The 18,228-nt window shown below is 34.9% G+C and carries 24 protein-coding genes and 2 tRNA genes; 16 read left to right on the top strand and 10 right to left on the bottom strand.

Features of this window, described 5'->3' with window-relative positions; translation table 11 throughout:
• The first annotated feature begins 67 nt into the window (after positions 1–67).
• From KUA55_RS10180 to KUA55_RS10135, 12 genes are all read left to right on the top strand, one after another.
• Complete coding sequence (locus KUA55_RS10180) at positions 68–718, top strand: phage tail protein (protein ID WP_246601464.1); 651 nt, start codon at positions 68–70, stop codon at positions 716–718.
• Positions 715–2,919, top strand: coding sequence for a phage tail spike protein (locus tag KUA55_RS10175; RefSeq protein ID WP_218326076.1), 2,205 nt, complete (start codon positions 715–717; stop codon positions 2,917–2,919). The genes KUA55_RS10180 and KUA55_RS10175 overlap by 4 nt, the downstream gene beginning before the upstream one ends.
• The gene (locus tag KUA55_RS10170; protein ID WP_218326075.1) at positions 2,909–4,216 is read left to right on the top strand and encodes a BppU family phage baseplate upper protein; all 1,308 of its coding nucleotides are present in this window, start codon (positions 2,909–2,911) and stop codon (positions 4,214–4,216) included. Before KUA55_RS10175 ends, KUA55_RS10170 begins: the two co-directional genes overlap by 11 nt.
• 15 nt (positions 4,217–4,231) lie before the next feature.
• A complete protein-coding gene (locus KUA55_RS10165; protein WP_218326074.1) occupies positions 4,232–4,570 on the top strand; it encodes a hypothetical protein in 339 nt (112 codons plus the stop codon).
• Entirely contained in the window at positions 4,563–4,676 is a 114-nt protein-coding gene (locus KUA55_RS18530) for a CD1375 family protein (protein WP_281419022.1), read from the top strand. The genes KUA55_RS10165 and KUA55_RS18530 overlap by 8 nt, the downstream gene beginning before the upstream one ends.
• 37 nt (positions 4,677–4,713) lie before the next feature.
• The gene (locus KUA55_RS18525; RefSeq protein WP_281419021.1) at positions 4,714–4,842 is read left to right on the top strand and encodes a CD1375 family protein; all 129 of its coding nucleotides are present in this window, start codon (positions 4,714–4,716) and stop codon (positions 4,840–4,842) included.
• A gap of 21 nt (positions 4,843–4,863) precedes the next feature.
• Entirely contained in the window at positions 4,864–5,184 is a 321-nt protein-coding gene (locus KUA55_RS10160; RefSeq protein ID WP_218326073.1) for a hypothetical protein, read from the top strand.
• A 5-nt stretch (positions 5,185–5,189) separates the two neighbouring features.
• Entirely contained in the window at positions 5,190–5,465 is a 276-nt protein-coding gene (locus KUA55_RS10155; protein ID WP_218326072.1) for a phage holin family protein, read from the top strand.
• On the top strand, positions 5,458–5,769 hold the full coding sequence (locus KUA55_RS10150) for a hypothetical protein (RefSeq protein WP_218326071.1): 312 nt from the start codon (positions 5,458–5,460) through the stop codon (positions 5,767–5,769). The genes KUA55_RS10155 and KUA55_RS10150 overlap by 8 nt, the downstream gene beginning before the upstream one ends.
• Positions 5,770–6,528 carry an N-acetylmuramoyl-L-alanine amidase gene (locus tag KUA55_RS10145; protein WP_218326070.1) on the top strand — a complete coding sequence of 253 codons (759 nt, stop codon included), beginning with the start codon at positions 5,770–5,772 and terminating at the stop codon, positions 6,526–6,528.
• 325 nt (positions 6,529–6,853) lie between these two features.
• A tRNA-Ile gene (locus tag KUA55_RS10140) sits at positions 6,854–6,927 on the top strand.
• A 99-nt stretch (positions 6,928–7,026) separates the two neighbouring features.
• Positions 7,027–7,374, top strand: a complete 348-nt coding sequence (locus tag KUA55_RS10135) for a ribonuclease G (RefSeq protein WP_218326069.1) — start codon at positions 7,027–7,029, stop codon at positions 7,372–7,374.
• 634 nt (positions 7,375–8,008) lie between these two features.
• Here the strand turns inward: KUA55_RS10135 and KUA55_RS10130 are convergent.
• Positions 8,009–8,713, bottom strand: a complete 705-nt coding sequence (locus KUA55_RS10130; RefSeq protein WP_218326068.1) for a hypothetical protein — start codon at positions 8,711–8,713, stop codon at positions 8,009–8,011.
• A 293-nt stretch (positions 8,714–9,006) separates the two neighbouring features.
• Here KUA55_RS10130 and KUA55_RS10125 point away from each other — a divergent pair, with 293 nt between their 5' ends.
• Complete coding sequence (locus KUA55_RS10125) at positions 9,007–9,210, top strand: hypothetical protein (RefSeq protein WP_218326067.1); 204 nt, start codon at positions 9,007–9,009, stop codon at positions 9,208–9,210.
• Positions 9,211–9,525: 315 nt separating this feature from the next.
• On the opposite strand, the gene KUA55_RS10120 is transcribed toward KUA55_RS10125, so the two are convergent.
• The 9 genes from KUA55_RS10120 to KUA55_RS10080 all read right to left on the bottom strand — a co-directional run bounded on the left by KUA55_RS10120 (position 9,526) and on the right by KUA55_RS10080 (position 14,338).
• The gene (locus KUA55_RS10120) at positions 9,526–9,726 is read right to left on the bottom strand and encodes a hypothetical protein (protein ID WP_218326066.1); all 201 of its coding nucleotides are present in this window, start codon (positions 9,724–9,726) and stop codon (positions 9,526–9,528) included.
• Between the two features lie 393 nt (positions 9,727–10,119).
• A complete protein-coding gene (locus tag KUA55_RS10115) occupies positions 10,120–10,317 on the bottom strand; it encodes a hypothetical protein (RefSeq protein WP_218326065.1) in 198 nt (65 codons plus the stop codon).
• Between the two features lie 125 nt (positions 10,318–10,442).
• Positions 10,443–10,634: a hypothetical protein gene (locus tag KUA55_RS10110; protein ID WP_246601463.1), complete on the bottom strand. Its 192-nt coding sequence runs from the start codon at positions 10,632–10,634 to the stop codon at positions 10,443–10,445.
• 131 nt (positions 10,635–10,765) lie between these two features.
• The gene (locus tag KUA55_RS10105) at positions 10,766–11,095 is read right to left on the bottom strand and encodes a DUF5960 family protein (protein ID WP_218326063.1); all 330 of its coding nucleotides are present in this window, start codon (positions 11,093–11,095) and stop codon (positions 10,766–10,768) included.
• 16 nt (positions 11,096–11,111) lie between these two features.
• Complete coding sequence (locus KUA55_RS10100; RefSeq protein ID WP_218326062.1) at positions 11,112–11,330, bottom strand: hypothetical protein; 219 nt, start codon at positions 11,328–11,330, stop codon at positions 11,112–11,114.
• A gap of 214 nt (positions 11,331–11,544) precedes the next feature.
• Positions 11,545–11,641 (bottom strand) — tRNA-Sec (locus KUA55_RS10095).
• An 87-nt stretch (positions 11,642–11,728) separates the two neighbouring features.
• A complete protein-coding gene (locus KUA55_RS10090) occupies positions 11,729–11,962 on the bottom strand; it encodes a hypothetical protein (protein ID WP_218326061.1) in 234 nt (77 codons plus the stop codon).
• A 441-nt stretch (positions 11,963–12,403) separates the two neighbouring features.
• A complete protein-coding gene (locus tag KUA55_RS10085; RefSeq protein ID WP_218326060.1) occupies positions 12,404–13,303 on the bottom strand; it encodes a CAP domain-containing protein in 900 nt (299 codons plus the stop codon).
• A 144-nt stretch (positions 13,304–13,447) separates the two neighbouring features.
• Complete coding sequence (locus KUA55_RS10080; protein WP_218326059.1) at positions 13,448–14,338, bottom strand: CAP domain-containing protein; 891 nt, start codon at positions 14,336–14,338, stop codon at positions 13,448–13,450.
• A gap of 145 nt (positions 14,339–14,483) precedes the next feature.
• Here KUA55_RS10080 and KUA55_RS10075 point away from each other — a divergent pair, with 145 nt between their 5' ends.
• The 3 genes from KUA55_RS10075 (at position 14,484) to aroE (ending at position 18,228) form a co-directional block, all read left to right on the top strand.
• On the top strand, positions 14,484–15,635 hold the full coding sequence (locus KUA55_RS10075; protein ID WP_218326058.1) for an SH3 domain-containing protein: 1,152 nt from the start codon (positions 14,484–14,486) through the stop codon (positions 15,633–15,635).
• Positions 15,636–15,846: 211 nt separating this feature from the next.
• Positions 15,847–16,998 carry a glycosyltransferase family protein gene (locus tag KUA55_RS10070; RefSeq protein WP_218326057.1) on the top strand — a complete coding sequence of 384 codons (1,152 nt, stop codon included), beginning with the start codon at positions 15,847–15,849 and terminating at the stop codon, positions 16,996–16,998.
• Positions 16,999–17,349: 351 nt separating this feature from the next.
• Positions 17,350–18,228: a shikimate dehydrogenase gene (aroE, locus tag KUA55_RS10065; protein ID WP_218326056.1), complete on the top strand. Its 879-nt coding sequence runs from the start codon at positions 17,350–17,352 to the stop codon at positions 18,226–18,228.

The following is an 18,228-nucleotide window of genomic DNA, read 5'->3' as shown; positions in this document are numbered from 1 at the left end:
TATGATCATATTAAACGAAATGCAGTTTACTATTCCAGAAGCGTCGCTTGATTTTCAGAGCGACGTAATGGGGAGAAGTTCAGATATTATTCATGACAACGGAAAGTTTCTGGATTTCGAAAAAAAATTTCCTGTTCGGATGTTTAAAGAAGCAGACCGAACGATTGCAGCACAATTAAGAGATGTTGTGAAGTGGTTATATGTTGGACATGACTATTCCCCTTTAGCATTTAGCGAATACGCCGAATACTTTTATAAGGCAGTTTGTTATGCAACAGTGACCGCAGAAGATAAAAAACGAGAGTGGCTAGACATTGAATTTACATTCAAGTGTCAGCCTTTTATTTTTCGACTAGATGGTGAAAGTGAAAGAGATATTCCTTCAGGTCAAAGAATAAATAATCCTGAGTTATTCCCAAGCCAACCGTTAATCACTTTTTATAAAACAACTGCCGTAAGTGACAGTAATATATACATTTCTAATGGTTCAACTAATAAGCAATTCAGAATTGCAAAAGAAGCTGGTATTGGAACAATTACACTGGATTGTGAAAATGGAATTGCTTATAAAGAGGGTGGCGTCAATGTATCAAAGTATTGTTTCTTAAATACTGATGGATACAATCCTATTACATTGGAACCGGGATTTAGTACGTTTAATTTTACAAATATAACAAAATTTAAAATTAAGCCTAGATGGAGGACGATTGCTGTATGAGTACACTCATTCTATTTGATAAAACGAATAATAATTGGTCATCTCTTGGCTTGGGTCCATTGACAGATGCTAAAAATCCAATAGTTGATAGAGAGCGAAATGGGATATATACGCTCTCTTTTCAATATCCTGTATTTAGCCCTTTGTTTAAAGAGTTAAAGATAGGAAGATGGATAGTTGCAGATGCTGGGCCAACAAAACAGGCAAAGAGCCAAAGGTTTGAAATAGAAACTATCACAAAGCCTATTGACGGAATTATTACAGTATATTGTGAACATTATCGATATCAGTTAATCCGTTCAATTGTTAAAAAGTTTGACAGTGTATTACAAAATATCTCTGCTCAAGCAGCACTAAATCAACTGGGGAATAATATGTTACCACAAGGAGATTTTAATTTTTACAGTGATGTTGGATCAAAAACAACTCTTGATTTATCAGACCCTTCGAAATTTAAAAATGCGCAAGAAGTCTTGGGAGGCGTACAAGGTTCTATCTTAGATAATTTTGGTGGGGAATATGTATTTGATAATAACCAAGTCCGGTTATTAGCTTCAGCAGGTTCAGAAACAAACGTAATTATTGCCTATGGTAAAAATTTAACGGATATTACTCAAGAAGAGAATATTGGTAATACTTATACATCAGTTTACGGATGGGCCAAAAATCAAGAGACAGAGGAAATAATGGTTCTTCCAGAGAGTATTATTGATAGCGACTATGTTGGTAATTACACGCAAAGACGAGTTTTAATGGTCGATTTTAGTGAAGATGAACCAAAATCTGTAGAGACTTTAAGAAATCTAGTAAAAGCCTATATCAAGAATAATAATATAGGAATCCCCAAAGTCTCTATCAAAACAAGTTTTGAAGATTTAGCAAGCTCCGTTTTAGCAGATGAATTAAAGACGATTGAAACATTGGATCTCTGTGATACTGTAACTATTGCATTTAAAGAATTAGGAATTAATACGACTTCAAAAATCATAAAAACTTCTTGGAATGTCGCACTTGATAAGTACGATTCAATTGAATTAGGAGAGGCCCAGACTGACTTTGGGAAAGTAATGGCTGAATCTGAAAAAAATACGAATCAAATTTTGAATAAAGTTGATTGGCTGGAGAAGGCACAAAAAGAAGCCAGTGATATTTTAAGAAATCCTGGTGAAGGTCATGTAGTTATTTATCCGTCAATAGCAGATCCACAAGAAATTTTAATTATGGACACAACGAATGTGAATACTGCAAAAAATGTATGGCGGTGGAATGCTGGTGGGCTAGGGTTCAGTTCTACTGGTTACAATGGGACTTATGGACTTGCGATGACGAATAACGGGGCAATTGTTGCAGACAGAATGACCACAGGTATTTTAAGAGCAATCAAAATGATAGGCGTGACAATGGAAGCTAGTACGATTGTTTCATCTAGTAGTAGTACTGACATAATGTTAAATGATGGTAAACTCACTTTTATTGATAAGAATAACGGGAGAATAGCTGCCACGTTAGATACTTCCTCAAATGGTAGTAATTCTATTCTCACTATTGGTGCCAGTAAAGACAATGATCAGTATAAGGGTCAGTTTAGTTTTGCTAGTTATTTTGCAAATCTGGAAATTAAATCTTATGATGGCAACTATAATTCGGAGCTTGGTCTTGGAGGTGGAACTGGAACATCCAGAAATGGACATGCCTATGTTGGCAATTATAGAAAAAGAGATAGTGATTTCTCAGGGTTACAAGTTACAGGAGAGGAAGTTTTTATAGAAGGCAGTAATCTTCGCTTAGTTTCAACAAATGGAATTGTTGTATTTAGCAATATTGATATGAACGGTAATAAAATTACGAATCAATCAGACATACGACTAAAAGAAAATATTGTACCATCTCAAGTTGATGGGATTGCTGAGACTAAAAAGTTAGCATTCTATGATTTTAATAGAAAACAAAATTATTTATATAAAGAAAAATCTCTTCAACCACCTAGAGAAAAAGAACTGGGTATTATTGCTCAATATTCTGAATTTTTAGTGACGGAGTCAAAAAATGATCATTATCTAAGAATAGATACTGGCAAACAAATAATGTTAAACACTTTAACAAATAAACAATTGATTGAAATAATTGAAAACCAAGAAGAACGTCTAAAGAAAATTGAGCAAGCATTAAACATGGATGAGGAGGTAGAAAATGGCCAATAAGATATTGAATTTAGACTTATCTAAAGATCCTATTTTACCGCCATTCATTTATGGCAGAGTAGGTGATGAGAAATTACAGACTATTACCGTAAATATCACCAATAATGATCAGCAATTCTCTCTTGTAGGATATACTGTTACCTTTGAAGGTGTGACAAATGGAGGGAAGACGAAAGTCTTTGACTCAGACAATGTAAAAGTAATTAATGCTTCTACAGGAACTTTTGAATATACATTTCCAAGTACTGCATTTGGCACTCCAGGAGTTTACGAACGAGCCTATTTTTCAGTAGCTAAGTCTGGTGTTAGGAATTCTACAGGGGACTTTAAAATTGATGTATCTGGTAATGCGGATATAGACGCTGCAGAGGCACAGACAATCATTACTGAATATAACAAACTGATTGAAGAACTCAGAAAACTACAAACAGAAAATATATTAGAGCTTGAAAATAGGTTAGCAGTGTTTGGGCAACAGGCTAATACTGAATTTGCGACTATTCAAAATAAAATAACTGATTTACAAGATAAAATTGACCGATATGAAACTAGCGTAGCTAGTACAGCTAATAATGCAACAACTTCCGTAAATTCAGCAAAAAATACTGCTATCACAGAAATCAGTGCAGCACTACAGCAATTTAATAATGGGGATTTTTATACAAAAACTGAAGCTGATAATAAATTTATAAGATATTCTGAAGATAGAGCAACAAATGGAGAAGCAACAGCAGGAACTTCTACTACAAAATGGATGTCACCTTTGCGAGTTTTTGACGCTATTGCCAAGTGGACCTCTGGCAAGTTTATGGAATTGACCGGGAATCAGACAGTTGCTGGAACGAAGAATTTTTCATCGCAACCATCTTTTAATGGTGCCTTATTGATGCCTTTGGATTCAAAAGGTGTTGTTAGATATAAAATGAGTGCAAGTAATTCAACAAACATTGCTTCTGGTGGAGTAGATATAATTAGATTTGGTGATTTGGTAATTGTAACTGGATTATGTTCTTTAAATAAAGCTGTAGGTAAAGATGGAGATGTTTTTGGAAATTTTGTTCCAGATGAACTTGTCCCAACACAAGATATTTATCAAGGAGTTTTTATGTGTTCGTGGGGAGGTAATGGATCTTCTACAGCGACTGAAATAAGAAGTATATTTACGAGATATGGTAGATCATGGTTCGCGGCAGATCAACCCATCACCAATACTTGGATAAATATATGGGGTTCTTATCAAGTTGGTAAAGGAGAAACGCCAATTAAAGACAGTAGTAGTTTATTTGGTAAAAGATAAAGGAGGGAATAAAAATTGAAAACAATTTACAAAGTATTATATCCCATCGGTTTTGAAACTGTGGAAGTTGGAGACACTTATGAAGCACAGGTACCTTACACGGAAGTTGCACCTCTTGTTTTAAAAAATGAACAGTCACAATTTTTCGATTTTCCATCTAGCAAATGGGAAGAAGCTACAACTCAGGATGTTTCAAAACAATTAAAACTATTGGAGAGTCTTTCTACAGGCATTCAAAAAGAAAATGCAGAATTGAAAGAAAAACAAATAAATTTAGATGCACAATTAACAGATGCACAGATTGCCATTGCAGAAGTTTTTGAGATAGTCGCTGGAGGTGAAGCAAATGGCTAAAATCTATGCCAGGTTAATCCAGAAAGGATTGAAAACAATTGAACAAGTACCAGAAAAAATTAAAGACGAAGTCCAAGCTATCCTTGATTCAGAGAATGAAAATTAGGATGGCTTTTTTGATGCTTATAAAAGAGGTGAACACCATGGCTGTAGTATATGCAACCTTAGTCATTAAGGGTAAACGAGTAATCGCAGAAGTACCTGAAAAAATTCGTGAACAAGTAAAAGAAATCTTAGTTGATATGGATCTGCCGGAATTGGCTGGTGAATAATCGTTAGAGAGTTGGTGGAGTATGACCATAAGTGATGCAGAAAAAAGCAGAAATATCATTGATTGGATTACGAGAAGTGACCGACTTTTTGTAGTCCTTTTTTGTATTCTTACTGGGGTAATCTTAATAGCCGCTTACTTTATGTTTAAAAAGTTAATGAAACTTTTAGACGACACTAAGGTTGATTTAGAAAAGGAACGTGAAGGAAGCCGAAAAGAACGTGAAGAATACTTTAAAACAATTAATGGTATGCAGGATATTTTAAATGATCGTTTAGAAGGAATTGATAGTTCAATGCGAGAGATTAATACTCGTGTTGGATTCTTAATTAAGAAGGAGTGAACCAAATGGATTTAACTAGTTTGAAAGAGTACATTTTAGTATTGCCGCTCTTAGCTTGCTTGGTAGTGGGATATGTAATCAAACATACACCAGCTTTAGATAAAGTGGCTAATGAGTATATTCCAGTCATAGTCACAATCTTGGGAGCGATTCTGGGGGTGCTTGCCACTGGATTGACACTTGAATCAGTAGTATACGGTGCTATCAGTGGTTTGGCTTCTACTGGATTGCATCAAGTGTTTGGCAGTTTGATTGATCGGAAGGGTGATGTTGATGTTTAAGGAAGGTCAAAAAGTGACTTTGATAGGTGCTTTTAAAGTAAGAGAAAAGCAAGATGATTATATTATTTTCGACTCTTTTGAAAAAGGAACTATTGATTTAACTGAAAAGTATAATGAAAAAGGTTATCAGGAATATGATGCTGAAGGAAAAGAGAAGAACTTCGATGGATTTACTGAAGGGGACTTCTTTAAATTTAATGGAGAACTAGAAGTAGTTCGTAGTAATGAATTATTTACTAAATTAAAAGTAATTGATGGAACCATTATTTCAGTCCCTAATCACAAGATTGCGGAGGTGGAATAGATGGCTCTTTTTTATTCTGGAATAGCTGGTAAGAGACCAGGGAAGGCTAAAGGGTGGGTACTTCACAATGACGCCGGTAGTCAAGCAGCAACTTCAGCATACTATCGCGCATGGCTACCTACACATGATGCCTATTTAGGTTTTGCCCACGCATATACAGCGAGTGATGGTACACATTTTGCTGAAGACTATGATTATATGGCCTACCACACTGCTAATTCTGAAGGTAATATGTGGTATTTAGGTATAGAGTTTTGCCAATCGATGGGTAACGAAAATACTTTCCGTCAAAATGAACAAGATGGATTTAAGGTCGTAGCAAGATGGTTTATTGATGAAAATATGACACCGAACCGATCGACAGTAAAGCTACACAGAGAGTTTTCAGCAACTGCCTGCCCTCACCGTTCTTGGGCGTTACATGGTCAATCGACAAATGTAGTTAAAGATTACTATATTGCTCAGATTGTTTTAGCGATGGCAGAACTTAAAGGTATAACAGTAGAAAAAGAAGAGATTAAACTTAAGGAGTTGGGAAAAATGGAATTTTTATTTACAGTTAAAGGCGAAGGTGCAACATTCTGGCATGATGGCCATAAAACTTTTATGTTATCAGATGAGGCACAATTGAATATGATTAATGGTAATTATGAACAAGTGCATGGTAAAAAACCTGCTTCAGTTCGTCAGCTTGATCAAAATGAATATAAAGTATGGCAATCAATGTATCCAGTAACAGTTGCTAAGAAGACTTGGTAGCGTGACCTAGCTTTTACTGAGATCATCAATAAAATCTACTTAAAATTTCATTACTGAGATAAGTAAGTAATCGTATAATTGGCAATATTAGAAAAAAGTTGATATTATTCTAATGTCCAAATAGTTTTTATCGCTTAAAAGAGAGCAACGGAAATCAGATCACTTTGAACAAAGTGAATCTGGTACAAATTCTGTTACTCTCTTTTTTAGTTTATTAACAAAAAAATACCGCCACCTCAAACGAGACGACGGATTAGTAAGAATATCAAGGAGAGGCCCGAACCTCTAACAAAACTTTACCAAATAATGTATACTAATACAAGCCGTACCCTTAGCTCAGTTGGTTAGAGCAGACGGCTCATAACCGTCCGGTCGTAGGTTCGAGTCCTACAGGGTACATAGACAGACCTAGCGAAAGCTAAGGTCTTTTTTCTATTCACATTTATTTCTCATTTTGTTATGATTAAAAAGTTCTAATTGAATAAAGGAGGATTTTTGATGGACGAGTTATCAAACAAAGTAGTACCACAAGAAGTAAAAGGATGGAACTGGGGAGCATTTATGTACAATATTATGTGGGGGATTGGTAACAAAACTTATTTACCATTATTATGCCTAATACCACTATTTAATCTTGTATGGATCTTTATTTGTGGCTTTAAAGGTAACGAATGGGCTTGGCAAAAAGGTGATTATAACGATGTTGAAACATTTTTAGCGGTTCAAAAAACATGGAGCCGAGCAGGCTTGGTACAATTTATTATTGCAATTATTTTTATCGTACTATATTTTGTTTTTATCGCAGCAGCTTTGACAACATTTGTAAATAATTATCCAGGATATTAATTAAAAGACCACTACTAATTTAGTGGTCTTTTTTCATCCATTAAAACATGCTCACCATCAGAGATTAGAATTCTTCGAGGGCTTTTAGGATGGCTGATGTGAGGGCAAACTGGACAGATGCGATCATACATTGATGAAGATATGGTTTACGTATTTGCAAACAAAAACGTAACCTTTTATGTGCAAGGACCGAAAGTGAGTGTGTTACACAGCGAGGCTGATTAAGCAATCTACCCTCAAACACACGATGGAAAATAGATTAAAGTATTTGACTGAATGGACAATAATTCCACAGCAGATGTATTTTTTCGGACTTTAGGATACCACGAAGACGAAGCATTCAGAAATTCAGTTACTGATTGTATTGAAAATATCAAAAAGAATTTAAAGTAACTCACTAAATCAGCATATTGCTAGTAAAATATTTTGAATATTGATATAATTGTTGTGTCATAAAAAAAAGTAACACTCTTAAAAAGAGAGCAACAGAATCAGATAACTTGGGGAAGTAGATCTGGGGGAATTCTGTTGCTCTCGCTTTTTTATTGTAACATGTGTTATTGACTAAAAAAAGATGCAAAATACCGTCACCTCAAACGAGATGACGGATCAAAATGAAATATTGTTATCTATATTACTTCGATGTATCTATTGCATCATTTGCATCAGAAACTCTTTGAGCAGCTGCTAAAATATTGTTTATACCAACCACAGAGTTTGCGTTTTTAATTCGCTGCTGAAATGAAATAGTTTGCTCTTTAAGATTCATAGTTTCTAATTGTTTTAACGCATCCTCTTTTTCTTTTACTAAATTGTCAGATGATGAAATACCGAACCATCCGATACCTTCGTTATGCCATCCTATCTTAACTAAGGAATCTCTTTCACTAGTATTCATAGTGTAGTGATGAGTAGCTGTTTGAGTGTTAGGATTGTAGACTCTGTATAATGGAACTTCTTTAGATTGTGACGAATACCATGAAATGCCTTCATCTGACCAACCAAGACTAACTAACCAATTTTTTTCGGATAGACTTAAAGTATAATGATGATCACCAGCTACTGAATTGTATAGACGGTAGACGGCGTCTCCTGAATCTGGGGCCGTCCAGCCTAGTCCTTCATACTTCCACCCTTGAGTAATTAAGTTTGTTCGTTCACCGTCATTGGACGTGTAAAAATGTTCACCTGTATTCTCATTGTACAATCTAGCCATATTTTGAGCGGCATGACTTTCATTAGGAAAGAAGAAAGATATGATGCTGAAACTGATGACGACAAGACCAGCGAATGCTACAAATTTTTTCTCTCTAAATATATCCTTTGAAATTATATCCAATTAATATACCTCCTTATTTTTAACCTTACAAGATAAGTTTATCAAAATTTGGATATAAGTCAAATGTCGATTGTACCCTTAGTCTGTCTAGTTGATTACAGAACCGTCAGGCCGTAGGTTCAAGTCCTACAAGGTGCGAAGAAGTTATAAAGAACAATGTGGAAGATTCTAATGAAAGATTATTTTTTCGATTATTACCTGTGAATGATTCTCATTTCTATTTAAGTGTTTCTTGTTGATTTACAGATTTACTAGTAGCAATATACAGTTATAAAGAAAAAGGAGTGGTTATAATGGCTGAAATCAAACATAACGTTGCAGAAAGAACTTGTGCAAACTGTGCATACTGGGAAGGTATGCGATTAATGGATAAAGTTTCAGGAATGTCCTTAATTAACCCGAATGAAGTTGCTGAATGCGGAAATAATGAAAGTCCTGATGCTCATAAAGAAGTAACACCGTCACATAGTTGTGCTTTTTGGAAAAATGCCGGATAGAAGTTGACAAAGCTTTTTGTGAAATATAAAATTATTGCATGGAAACTCACATAGGATTACTTACTCATACACAAGTTTTCAAAGAAAAGCCATATGCTATAACGGGAATGTTAATATGGGAAAATGATAAGTGTATTAATTGTATTATAAAGAATAAAGTTTTTACAAGTTATGTACTTTCATTGACATTAAATAAATATGTAGTAAAAATTACAGGTCAATATAATTTAAGAAATCAATTTGAAGTACAGAATATGAGCATTCTCAATATAGATAGCTATATCGCAATAATTGGAACTCCTGAATGAAAGACCACTAATCAAGTGGTCTTTTTTCATCCATTAAAACACGCTCACGTTCAATGATTAGAGATTTGAGTTCATCAAGGTCTTCAAGAGTGGCTTTATTTTTTATGAATGACCTTGAACGTGAACGATCACTTAAATAAGAAGCATGTTTCTTATTTTTTTCTTGCCAACGTTTGTTGGCTTCAGTCTGACTATTTTTTTCTGTCATTGTTTTTCCTCCTAGAATCAAAAATGACATAAATAGCATCTACCATAACCATAAAAGAGCCATAGGATGGAGATACCCAGTCACCAATAATTAAAGCTACAGACACAACATTAAAAATTAGAAGCAACAATAAAATGATTTTCTTTTTCGTCATAATATGATAAATTTAAAATGAACAGGGGAGGAATCCTCCCCCAAAAGCTAGTCGTCTTTTTTGTTAAGGAGTTTCTTTAGTAGCGTGGTGGCTGTTAAGATTCCTACAACAATGTCGACTGCTTTTTTTAGTTCATCTAAATTCATCTGTTCACCTCCTCCTTAACTATATTTACGTTATACTATGCATAGTATAACGTGTCAACACTTTTCAGCAAAAAAAGCCCGAAAAATCGGACTTTACAAACCTAAATCATCGGTTAATCTGTCTTTATTCAATATTTTAAACTGCTTAACTATTATCTCATCATAGCTATCGTAAATATCCTTAACCCCACCAATTGAAATGATATACTGATTATCATGTAAACCTAGAAGCTTTACGCCTAAAAATAAATCTCCAATAACACAATTAACGATAGAGCTTTCAGTAATCAATGTGAATCTCGTAAGACTCGTACTAAACCTTATGTTTGTCATAATACCAACGTGTTTTATTATAAAAAACACCCCATATAGTATTATAAAGTCGGAAATGATTTAATTCCAATAAAATCATTTTATTACCATAAATCAATCATTTTAATCAAATTATCTGGATTTAATACAATTAATTGTCTAATTACTAATTGTTCCTTCACATTAAATAATCCTACAACTTCTGCTGTGTATTTATCATCTGGTAGCATCAGGATACGTTGACCTAATATTTCTTTAGCTGTAATACAGTTGATACTCTTATCATCTGACTTCAAGGTAAACCTCACCAACAGCGGTTTATCTTTCAGCAGTCTAATCTTCGTCAACAATCCTGTAAACTTATCCATGCCATCACCTCGGAATTAGTATAACATAGTACCATATGTCTTTAAAAAATCAATATAAACTAGCTAAGTTCCTTACCAAAATCATATCCTTTATAGTTGTATCGGAAGATTGTGGAACCAGAAGGAGAGTTGTAGTCTTTTGGTTTCAATATTTGGACATCGAAACGGAAATATAAGTTTCTTCTCTTTTTATTTTTCTTAGCAGGAATCAAAAAATAATCTTTCTTACTATGGAATAAAGTCAATAGTAAGCTGTCGTGAAAAGCAAAGAAGGGGATGGGTTCCATTATCACTGACATTAAGTCTATTTCTAATTGATCAGTTGATTTAAAATGATATGGGAATTCCGCTCTGACATGAATATTTTCGTTTTCAAATGGATATACCATATTAAGCACCTCAAAATTATCTAGATTTTAAATCAGCTTCAAGAATATAACTAAGCTTTAATTGGTTGTCAGATTGAACTATCTCTTTTGCGATATTGATTTCTTTTACTGAGTTTCTTTTTGAAAGAATATTGATAATACTTATATCTATTTCATTTTGTGTAGTAATATTGCTGTTTTTATAAAAGTCTCCGTATTCATCTCCTAAATATTTCCTAATGAAATCTTCCATCATATTAATCACCTCACCAACATTATACGAACTTACGTTCGTTATTGTAAAGCGAACAAATTATTAAATCTTTATACTAATGATGAACAGCGGAGATGAAAACTGATAAAACAAAAAATATCAGAGGGCATTCAAAAGGGCATTCAAAAACAAAAAATCCGCTAAGTATCAGTAGAAAAGGCTCTACATCAATGCTTAGCGGACATCATATTCTATTTGGCGGGAATGTGTAGGAATCGAACCTACCCAAGAAGCTCCTAACTCCTCATACTGGTTTTGAAGACCAGAGGGCACACCAGAACCCATCCACTCCCATAACGAAATAATTTTACCATGTTTTTTTAAGCAAGGCAATTGGTTTTTGGGAGAGAATGTTTTTTATGGTAGTGATGCAGGAGTAACTACATTTTTTCGGCAGCAATGTCTATCTTGTTTAACAATTCATACCGTTCGGCGATCATTTTTTCTAATTCAGTGAGGTCTTCTCGGGTGGCTTTGGTTCGAATAAAAGACTTTGCCGTACGTCGAGAGGCCAAGTAGGTGCGGTGGACCCTTTTTTCAGGATCTTTGTTGGCTTTTTCTTGGTATTTTTTACTGGCGCGACGTTGAGCTTCTGAAGTTTTGTATTCTCGCATCTCAATCTTCCTTTCTTTTTTCCTCTTTCAAAAACAAAATACGCAGAAGATAAAAGAATTCAGCAAAAAAATAAAAAAAACTACAAATTAATTAACAACTATTTATTATTAATAACAGTTTCGGCAAATGTTAATAGAAACTTTTAGCATATAAATTTGTTCCATAAACAGTTGAACTGTTTACTTGGAAATCATTGCTAATCTGAATATAATTACCCAGCATGTTGACATTATGTCCGGCACTATTTTGTCATAAAGTAAAAGCTTATTCAGTAATCTCAAATAAATAATGGTATAAATTCCAACTTTATTCTTATATTGTTTCTAGTTTCGAAATTATTATTGGTATTGAGAGTAAAAACATATTTTTTGTAAAAGGGGTCGAGATAATTAATTCAGAAGTAACAAAAAAACCTCCAAAATTAATTGGAGGTAGATCATTTATTTTGTTGCAAAAAAGATAAATGTATAAGGTTGATTATCATTCATTTTAAATGAAATCCCTACTTCATTGAAGACGGGATAAACGATTACTTCTCGAGTCACTGGATCTGCTATTAATTCATCAAATGTTGCCTGTGCGACTTGTTGAGTGTTCGTAACAGTCGTTTTATCAATGCCGATTATATTGTAACCGTATGCGGTATAATCAGTATAACCAACTTCGGCAAGTGCTGATTCACTGTCACGACCATCGGGACGTTCTTCCCCGTAAACATCTAACAATTCTACTGTCCGAATTCTAGCCGCTTCTTTTAAAAGAGTAGAAGAAGTGAGTGTGCCTAAATTTTGTTGAGCTCGATAATCATTTAATAAAGTTAAAAATTGTGCTTCGATGCTTTGAGAAGTAGCTGTATCTTGTTCAACACCGTACCAGCCGACTCCCTCATAACGCCAACCAGCTGCGACTAAGCTGTCTCTTTCGCCAGTCGAATGTGTATAATGGTGTGAACCAGTTTTAGCATTTGGATTGTACAGGCGTAATAATGGTTCGCCTTTATTTCTATCAGAGAACCAACCCGTGCCTTCGTCTTCCCAACCTAAACCAATCAACCAATCACGTTCTCCAACATCTAGGGTGTAATGGTGGTCGCCTTCATTGCGATTGTATAAACGATATACTCTGTCTCCTGAACTTGGTGCGCGCCAGCCGAGACCTTCATTATCCCAACCAGCTCTAACTAAACCATCCCTTTCATTTGGCACACCTGTGTAAAAGTGTTCTCCAGAATTTGGATTGTAAACCCGCAACATGTCTGTATCCGCGGAAGCTTCTGAACTAGCAGTAAATAAACCAAATGCACCCAAAACAACCAAAGCTAAACCAAATTTTCTCTTCATTTCTGTTCCTCCTTTTTTCAATTTACAATTATATTATGAAGAAAAAAGAAATATAAGTAAAGAAAAATATTGGAAAGGCTTTCTTTTTTGTTTAAGTTAGTAATCGGTTAAAAAAATTCTATATTTATTGGAGGTTTATATTATTTATCCGGCAAATAAATTGGCTCCGTAGACTTCATTGCCAACAATTCTAAACGAGCTGCCAATCATCGTATAGTCAGGATCTAACATATTACGATTATGCCCAGGACTATTTTTCCATAAGTCAAAAGCTCGTTGTGCGATTTCTTGTGAAGAACCACCAGCTGTGAATAGAACTAAATTCTCACCAGCAACACTATAATTGTCAAAATTGACATCTGCTAAAACTGAAGAAAAACTCTGACCATCTGGTCGTGTATGACTGAAGGAGTTAGTGATTTCTTTTGAACGAATATCAGCTGCTTGATTTAATAAACTGTCGTTAGTTAGAGTATTTGCCCCTTGAGATGTTCGATAGTCATTGATTAATGTTAGGAAGCGACTATTAATATCTTGTGATTGGTTACTATTATTAGAGTCAATGCCATACCAACCAATTCCCTCAGCAACCCAACCTTGATTAACCAAACTGTCTCTTTCATAGCCTGAGCGAGTGTAATGATGGGCACCAGATTGTGCATTAGGATTATACAATCGATAAAGTGGTTCACCTTGATTTTTGTCGGAGAACCAGCCGATTCCTTCATATTCCCAACCCACACTAATTAAATAATCTCGTTCGCCGGCATCTAAAGTATAGTGGTGATCTCCGGCATTGGCATTATAAAGTCGGTAAACGTTATCTCCAGAACTTGGTGCATTCCAACCGATTCCTTCATTCATCCAACCTGTACGAATTAAGTGATCCCGTTCATTAGTCACAGCAGTGTAGAAATGTTCCCCTGAATTCGGATTGTATACTCTCAGCATGTCAGCGGCTGAAGCTTCAGTAGTAGCTGCAAATAATCCTACGCTACTTAAGAAAACCAGTAGTAAACTAAACTTTTTTTTCATGTTCATCCTCCTCATCATTTCTTAATTTTATTATGAAGAAAACCGTTTTCAATGTAAAGGAATTTAACTGAATAGGATTTAATCAGCCGAGAACAGAATAATTTGTTATACTATGGAATAGAAAATAAAAGGATGGTATATAAAATTGAAACATAAACAGTTGGCATTTTTAGCAGTAGCGCTATTATTTCTAGTCGGCGGCTGTCAATCCAATCAAAATAATTCTGGCGAAACTAGTCATTCTAGTAAAAAGACAACAGAGACAAGCCGGAAAAAAACTGAAACCAGTACTTCTCAAGAAAAGATAAAAGGAGAAGTCTATCAAGGAGAGTTTGAATTACCCTTAGATGGTGCTTCAGGCTATGCGTCAATCTCGTTAAATGTCAAAAGTGATGTGACTGCTGAAAGTACCACATTAGAAACTTTAGCGCCGGGGACTGGATTTACCGTTTTAGCTGAAAACAATGGCTGGTTGCAAATTAAAACCGATACGCAAACTGGGTGGGTTCAAAGTCAATATGCCCTAGTGAATTTACCAGATTTAATTCCATCAATTGTCTATAATGATACAAATGTCAGCGGTTCGATCTTCCGAACATCTAATGTAGATATTCCTGATATTACCGGTGTTTCTTTATACAATAGTAAAGATTATAATGATCGCTTAGAACAAGAACAATACATTATGCCCGTGTTATATCCGATGACCAAAAAAATCATGGCGGCTCAGCAGCAAGCTTTAAGCGAAAATAATACAATTATTTTATATGAAGCTTTTCGTCCATTGAGTGTACAAGTCAATGCGGCCAATAAGGTTCAAGCATTAGCAGCGCAAAATCCGACTGTAAAAGCGGGAATTACTACAGCACCATGGAGTATTGATTGGTTTATTGTCACTTCTATATCCAATCACCAGGTCGGTTACGCGATGGATGTCAGTATTGGTCAAGTGACTGAAACGGCTGAAAAAACGGTTGGGAAATATCAGATTAAACAAGTCACGGGTTATTCTGAATATGCAATGCAAACACCAATGCATGAATTAAGTAATCAATCGGCCCTCTTTACAGGACCAGTTGATGTGTTATCAAAAACTGCTTGGCAAAGTGCCAGCTATTCACCGAGTGTGAACCAATATACCGTCACTCTTCAAAAATATATGACTGACAATGGTTTAACACCACTTGCCTCTGAATGGTGGCATTTCAATGATTTAGATACTTTATACAGTATGGCTGGTTATACTGGAACCGGCGATTATATATTAACCGAAACTAAAAGTTTGGCACCTAAATAAAGTTTTAAACCATGGGATAAATGTTATTCCATGGTTTTTTAATTAAATGAATGCAGGATTGTTCAAAAAAAGTTATGATTGTTATTAATAAAAGTTGATGTTTATTTTAAACCTTGGAGAGGGATGATTTTACCTGTCAAAGATTATTAAGGATTCACAGGAGAAAGTTTTATTTGTACCTGAGACAATTAATTTAGCTGAAACTACTCGAATGGTTGAGGTAGCCAAAGAGCTACGACAATTAAATGCGGCCTGTTTTTTTGTGGCGTACAGTAAAAAATTTGCTTATTTAATTGAAGAGGCGGGATTTGAAGTTAGTTATTTAAAACCGCTAACAAGTGAAAAATTGGCAGAAAATATGATGAAATTTGACCAAGGGAAATCGCTAAAAATACCTTTTTCACAAGAATTGGTTGAAAAGAGAGTCGCAGCAGAGATTGATTTTATCAAAAATAATCAGATTGATAAAGTCGTTATCGGGACATCGATGACGCTGTTCTTATCAGCAAGAATATGTCAGGTTCCTTTGATTTATGTAAAGCCGTTTGCTTATTCTGAACCGCAAATTACTAGTGGGCAGATATTTAATGAGTCTTTTATCGGTATATTAATTAGTCGAGCTATATTGAAATTTCGTTATGTCCCGAAAGCTTTTCGACAAATTGAAAAACAATATCAGCAAAAGGTTTTTCATCGTACGCTTGATTTATTAGAAGCAGATTTAAACTTGGTTACTAGTTATCCCGAACTAACAGGTGTCACAAAACTACCAGCTAATTATCAATTTGTTGGTTTTGTTTATGGGAAATTGTCAGCTGAAATACCAGAAAAAATTCTAGAGTTGCGACGAAATAGTCAAACTTTGATTTATTTTGCGATGGGAAGTTCTGCCAATCGACCATTGATTTTAAAGCTGTTAAAAATTTTAACCCAATTGCCGTATACATTTATTTGTCCGGTGGCGTATTATTTGCCAGAGTATAAAAATAAAAAGTTTGCTGAAAATGTTTATATTTTTGACTGGTTGCCGACTGAAAAAGTCAATTCCTTGATTGATTTGTCTTTCATTCATGGTGGTGAGGGAACGATTCAGACAGCCTGCTTGTCAGGCAAACCGTTTATTGGTCTTGGGTTGCAAATGGAACAGCGCTACAATCTGAAAATTTCGCAAAAATACGGCAATGGTTATCAATTAAGTAAACATGATATAACACAAGAAAAGCTAGAGAAAATTCTGGAACTAGTTTTAACAGACAGTACCATTCAGAAAAAAGCGGAGATACTAAAACAAAAATTACTGAAAAAATCCTTTAATGGCGCAAAAAAAGCAGCTGAAATAATCCTTGAATATCCAAATAAATAAATTTAATTGAATTTATTTTAAAAAAATGCTTGACAATTATAGAACACCCGTCTAGAATTAAGCCAATCTTAAAAAAACAGTTTGGAGCGATCGATATGATAAAAAATATGACCCCACAACTGAATAATTATTACTTTAGCTATTTTAGGTAGGTTTGTATTCATACATGATGGATGCAAACGGCAAACAAGTTTGCGTCTATGATGGCTGAAGGATTTTGAGATGACGTTCGCCACGTAGATGAAAAATCTATAGTGGCTTTTTCAATACCATTTTTTCTGGTGGAAGACTCATTGTAGGTTTTTATCTACAATGAGTCTTTTTTGCTTTTATTATTTGAAGGAGGTACGTATGGAAAAACAAATTTCGGGAAAAACAAGATTGGCAGGTTTATATGCACTGCCAGCAAGGCACAGCTTTTCGCCAACGATGCACACGACAGCATTTCGAGAATTAGGAATTGACGCTGTCTACTTAAGTTTTGATATTCAGCCTGAGACGTTGGGCCGTAGTATCCAAGCGATTCGCGATTTAGAACTTTTAGGAATTAATCTTTCGATGCCCCATAAGATGGCAGCGATTGAACATGTCGATGAATTAAGTCAAGCTGCTCGTTTGATTGGAGCAATTAATACGATTGTCAATCAAGATGGCAAATTAGTTGGTCACACGACAGACGGGACTGGATGTTTAGCTAGTTTGGCAGAGCATGATTTAAGTGTAAAGAATAAAAAAATTACAGTTTTAGGAGCTGGTGGTGCAGCAACTGCAATTATTACACAAGCAGCAATTGAGGGAGCTAGTGCAATTGACGTATTAAATATTAAAGATGAATTTTATCAAACAATCGCTCCTAAACTGAAAGAAATTGAACAAGAAACTGGCTGTAAAATAAAACTCGGCGATTTAGCGGACCCGCAAGTAGTTGCTGATGCTTTAGCAGAGAGTGATTTATTAATTAATGGTACCAATGTTGGCATGGATCCGCAGCCTGATCAAATGCCAATTGGAGATGTTGATTTATTAAGAGCTGATTTACCTGTTTTCGATGTCATTTATCATCCAGCGGAAACAAAATTATTAAAAGCAGCTGCGGAAAAGGGTGCGGTAGCAATTAATGGTTTGGGAATGTTGCTACATCAAGGAGCTGCAGCATTTGAATTATGGACGGGTGAAAAAATGCCATTAGATGTGATTCGACCATTGTTAGAAGCGGAAATTCAAAAATAA

The sequence above is a fragment of the Enterococcus alishanensis genome (assembly GCF_019218635.1).
Classification (GTDB): Bacteria; Bacillota; Bacilli; order Lactobacillales; family Enterococcaceae; genus Enterococcus_A; species Enterococcus_A alishanensis.
The sequence above is the reverse complement of the archived record's forward strand: the minus strand, read 5'-3'. Positions and strand labels throughout refer to the sequence as shown.

Bases quoted from the DNA above. Each gene is read 5' to 3' on its own strand.
- KUA55_RS10135 (WP_218326069.1), top strand. From the start codon at position 7,027: ATGGACGAGTTATCAAACAAAGTAGTACCACAAGAAGTAAAAGGATGG.
- KUA55_RS10120 (WP_218326066.1), bottom strand. From the start codon at position 9,726: ATGACAGAAAAAAATAGTCAGACTGAAGCCAACAAACGTTGGCAAGAA.
- KUA55_RS10155 (WP_218326072.1), top strand. From the start codon at position 5,190: ATGGATTTAACTAGTTTGAAAGAGTACATTTTAGTATTGCCGCTCTTA.
- KUA55_RS10080 (WP_218326059.1), bottom strand. From the start codon at position 14,338: ATGAAAAAAAAGTTTAGTTTACTACTGGTTTTCTTAAGTAGCGTAGGA.
- KUA55_RS10175 (WP_218326076.1), top strand. From the start codon at position 715: ATGAGTACACTCATTCTATTTGATAAAACGAATAATAATTGGTCATCT.
- aroE (WP_218326056.1), top strand. From the start codon at position 17,350: ATGGAAAAACAAATTTCGGGAAAAACAAGATTGGCAGGTTTATATGCA.
- KUA55_RS18525 (WP_281419021.1), top strand. From the start codon at position 4,714: ATGGCTGTAGTATATGCAACCTTAGTCATTAAGGGTAAACGAGTAATC.
- KUA55_RS10170 (WP_218326075.1), top strand. From the start codon at position 2,909: ATGGCCAATAAGATATTGAATTTAGACTTATCTAAAGATCCTATTTTA.
- KUA55_RS10180 (WP_246601464.1), top strand. From the start codon at position 68: ATGGGGAGAAGTTCAGATATTATTCATGACAACGGAAAGTTTCTGGAT.
- KUA55_RS10145 (WP_218326070.1), top strand. From the start codon at position 5,770: ATGGCTCTTTTTTATTCTGGAATAGCTGGTAAGAGACCAGGGAAGGCT.
- KUA55_RS10070 (WP_218326057.1), top strand. From the start codon at position 15,847: ATGGTTGAGGTAGCCAAAGAGCTACGACAATTAAATGCGGCCTGTTTT.
- KUA55_RS10160 (WP_218326073.1), top strand. From the start codon at position 4,864: ATGACCATAAGTGATGCAGAAAAAAGCAGAAATATCATTGATTGGATT.
- KUA55_RS10105 (WP_218326063.1), bottom strand. From the start codon at position 11,095: ATGGTATATCCATTTGAAAACGAAAATATTCATGTCAGAGCGGAATTC.
- KUA55_RS10150 (WP_218326071.1), top strand. From the start codon at position 5,458: ATGTTTAAGGAAGGTCAAAAAGTGACTTTGATAGGTGCTTTTAAAGTA.
- KUA55_RS10125 (WP_218326067.1), top strand. From the start codon at position 9,007: ATGGCTGAAATCAAACATAACGTTGCAGAAAGAACTTGTGCAAACTGT.
- KUA55_RS10085 (WP_218326060.1), bottom strand. From the start codon at position 13,303: ATGAAGAGAAAATTTGGTTTAGCTTTGGTTGTTTTGGGTGCATTTGGT.
- KUA55_RS10090 (WP_218326061.1), bottom strand. From the start codon at position 11,962: ATGCGAGAATACAAAACTTCAGAAGCTCAACGTCGCGCCAGTAAAAAA.
- KUA55_RS18530 (WP_281419022.1), top strand. From the start codon at position 4,563: ATGGCTAAAATCTATGCCAGGTTAATCCAGAAAGGATTGAAAACAATT.
- KUA55_RS10100 (WP_218326062.1), bottom strand. From the start codon at position 11,330: ATGATGGAAGATTTCATTAGGAAATATTTAGGAGATGAATACGGAGAC.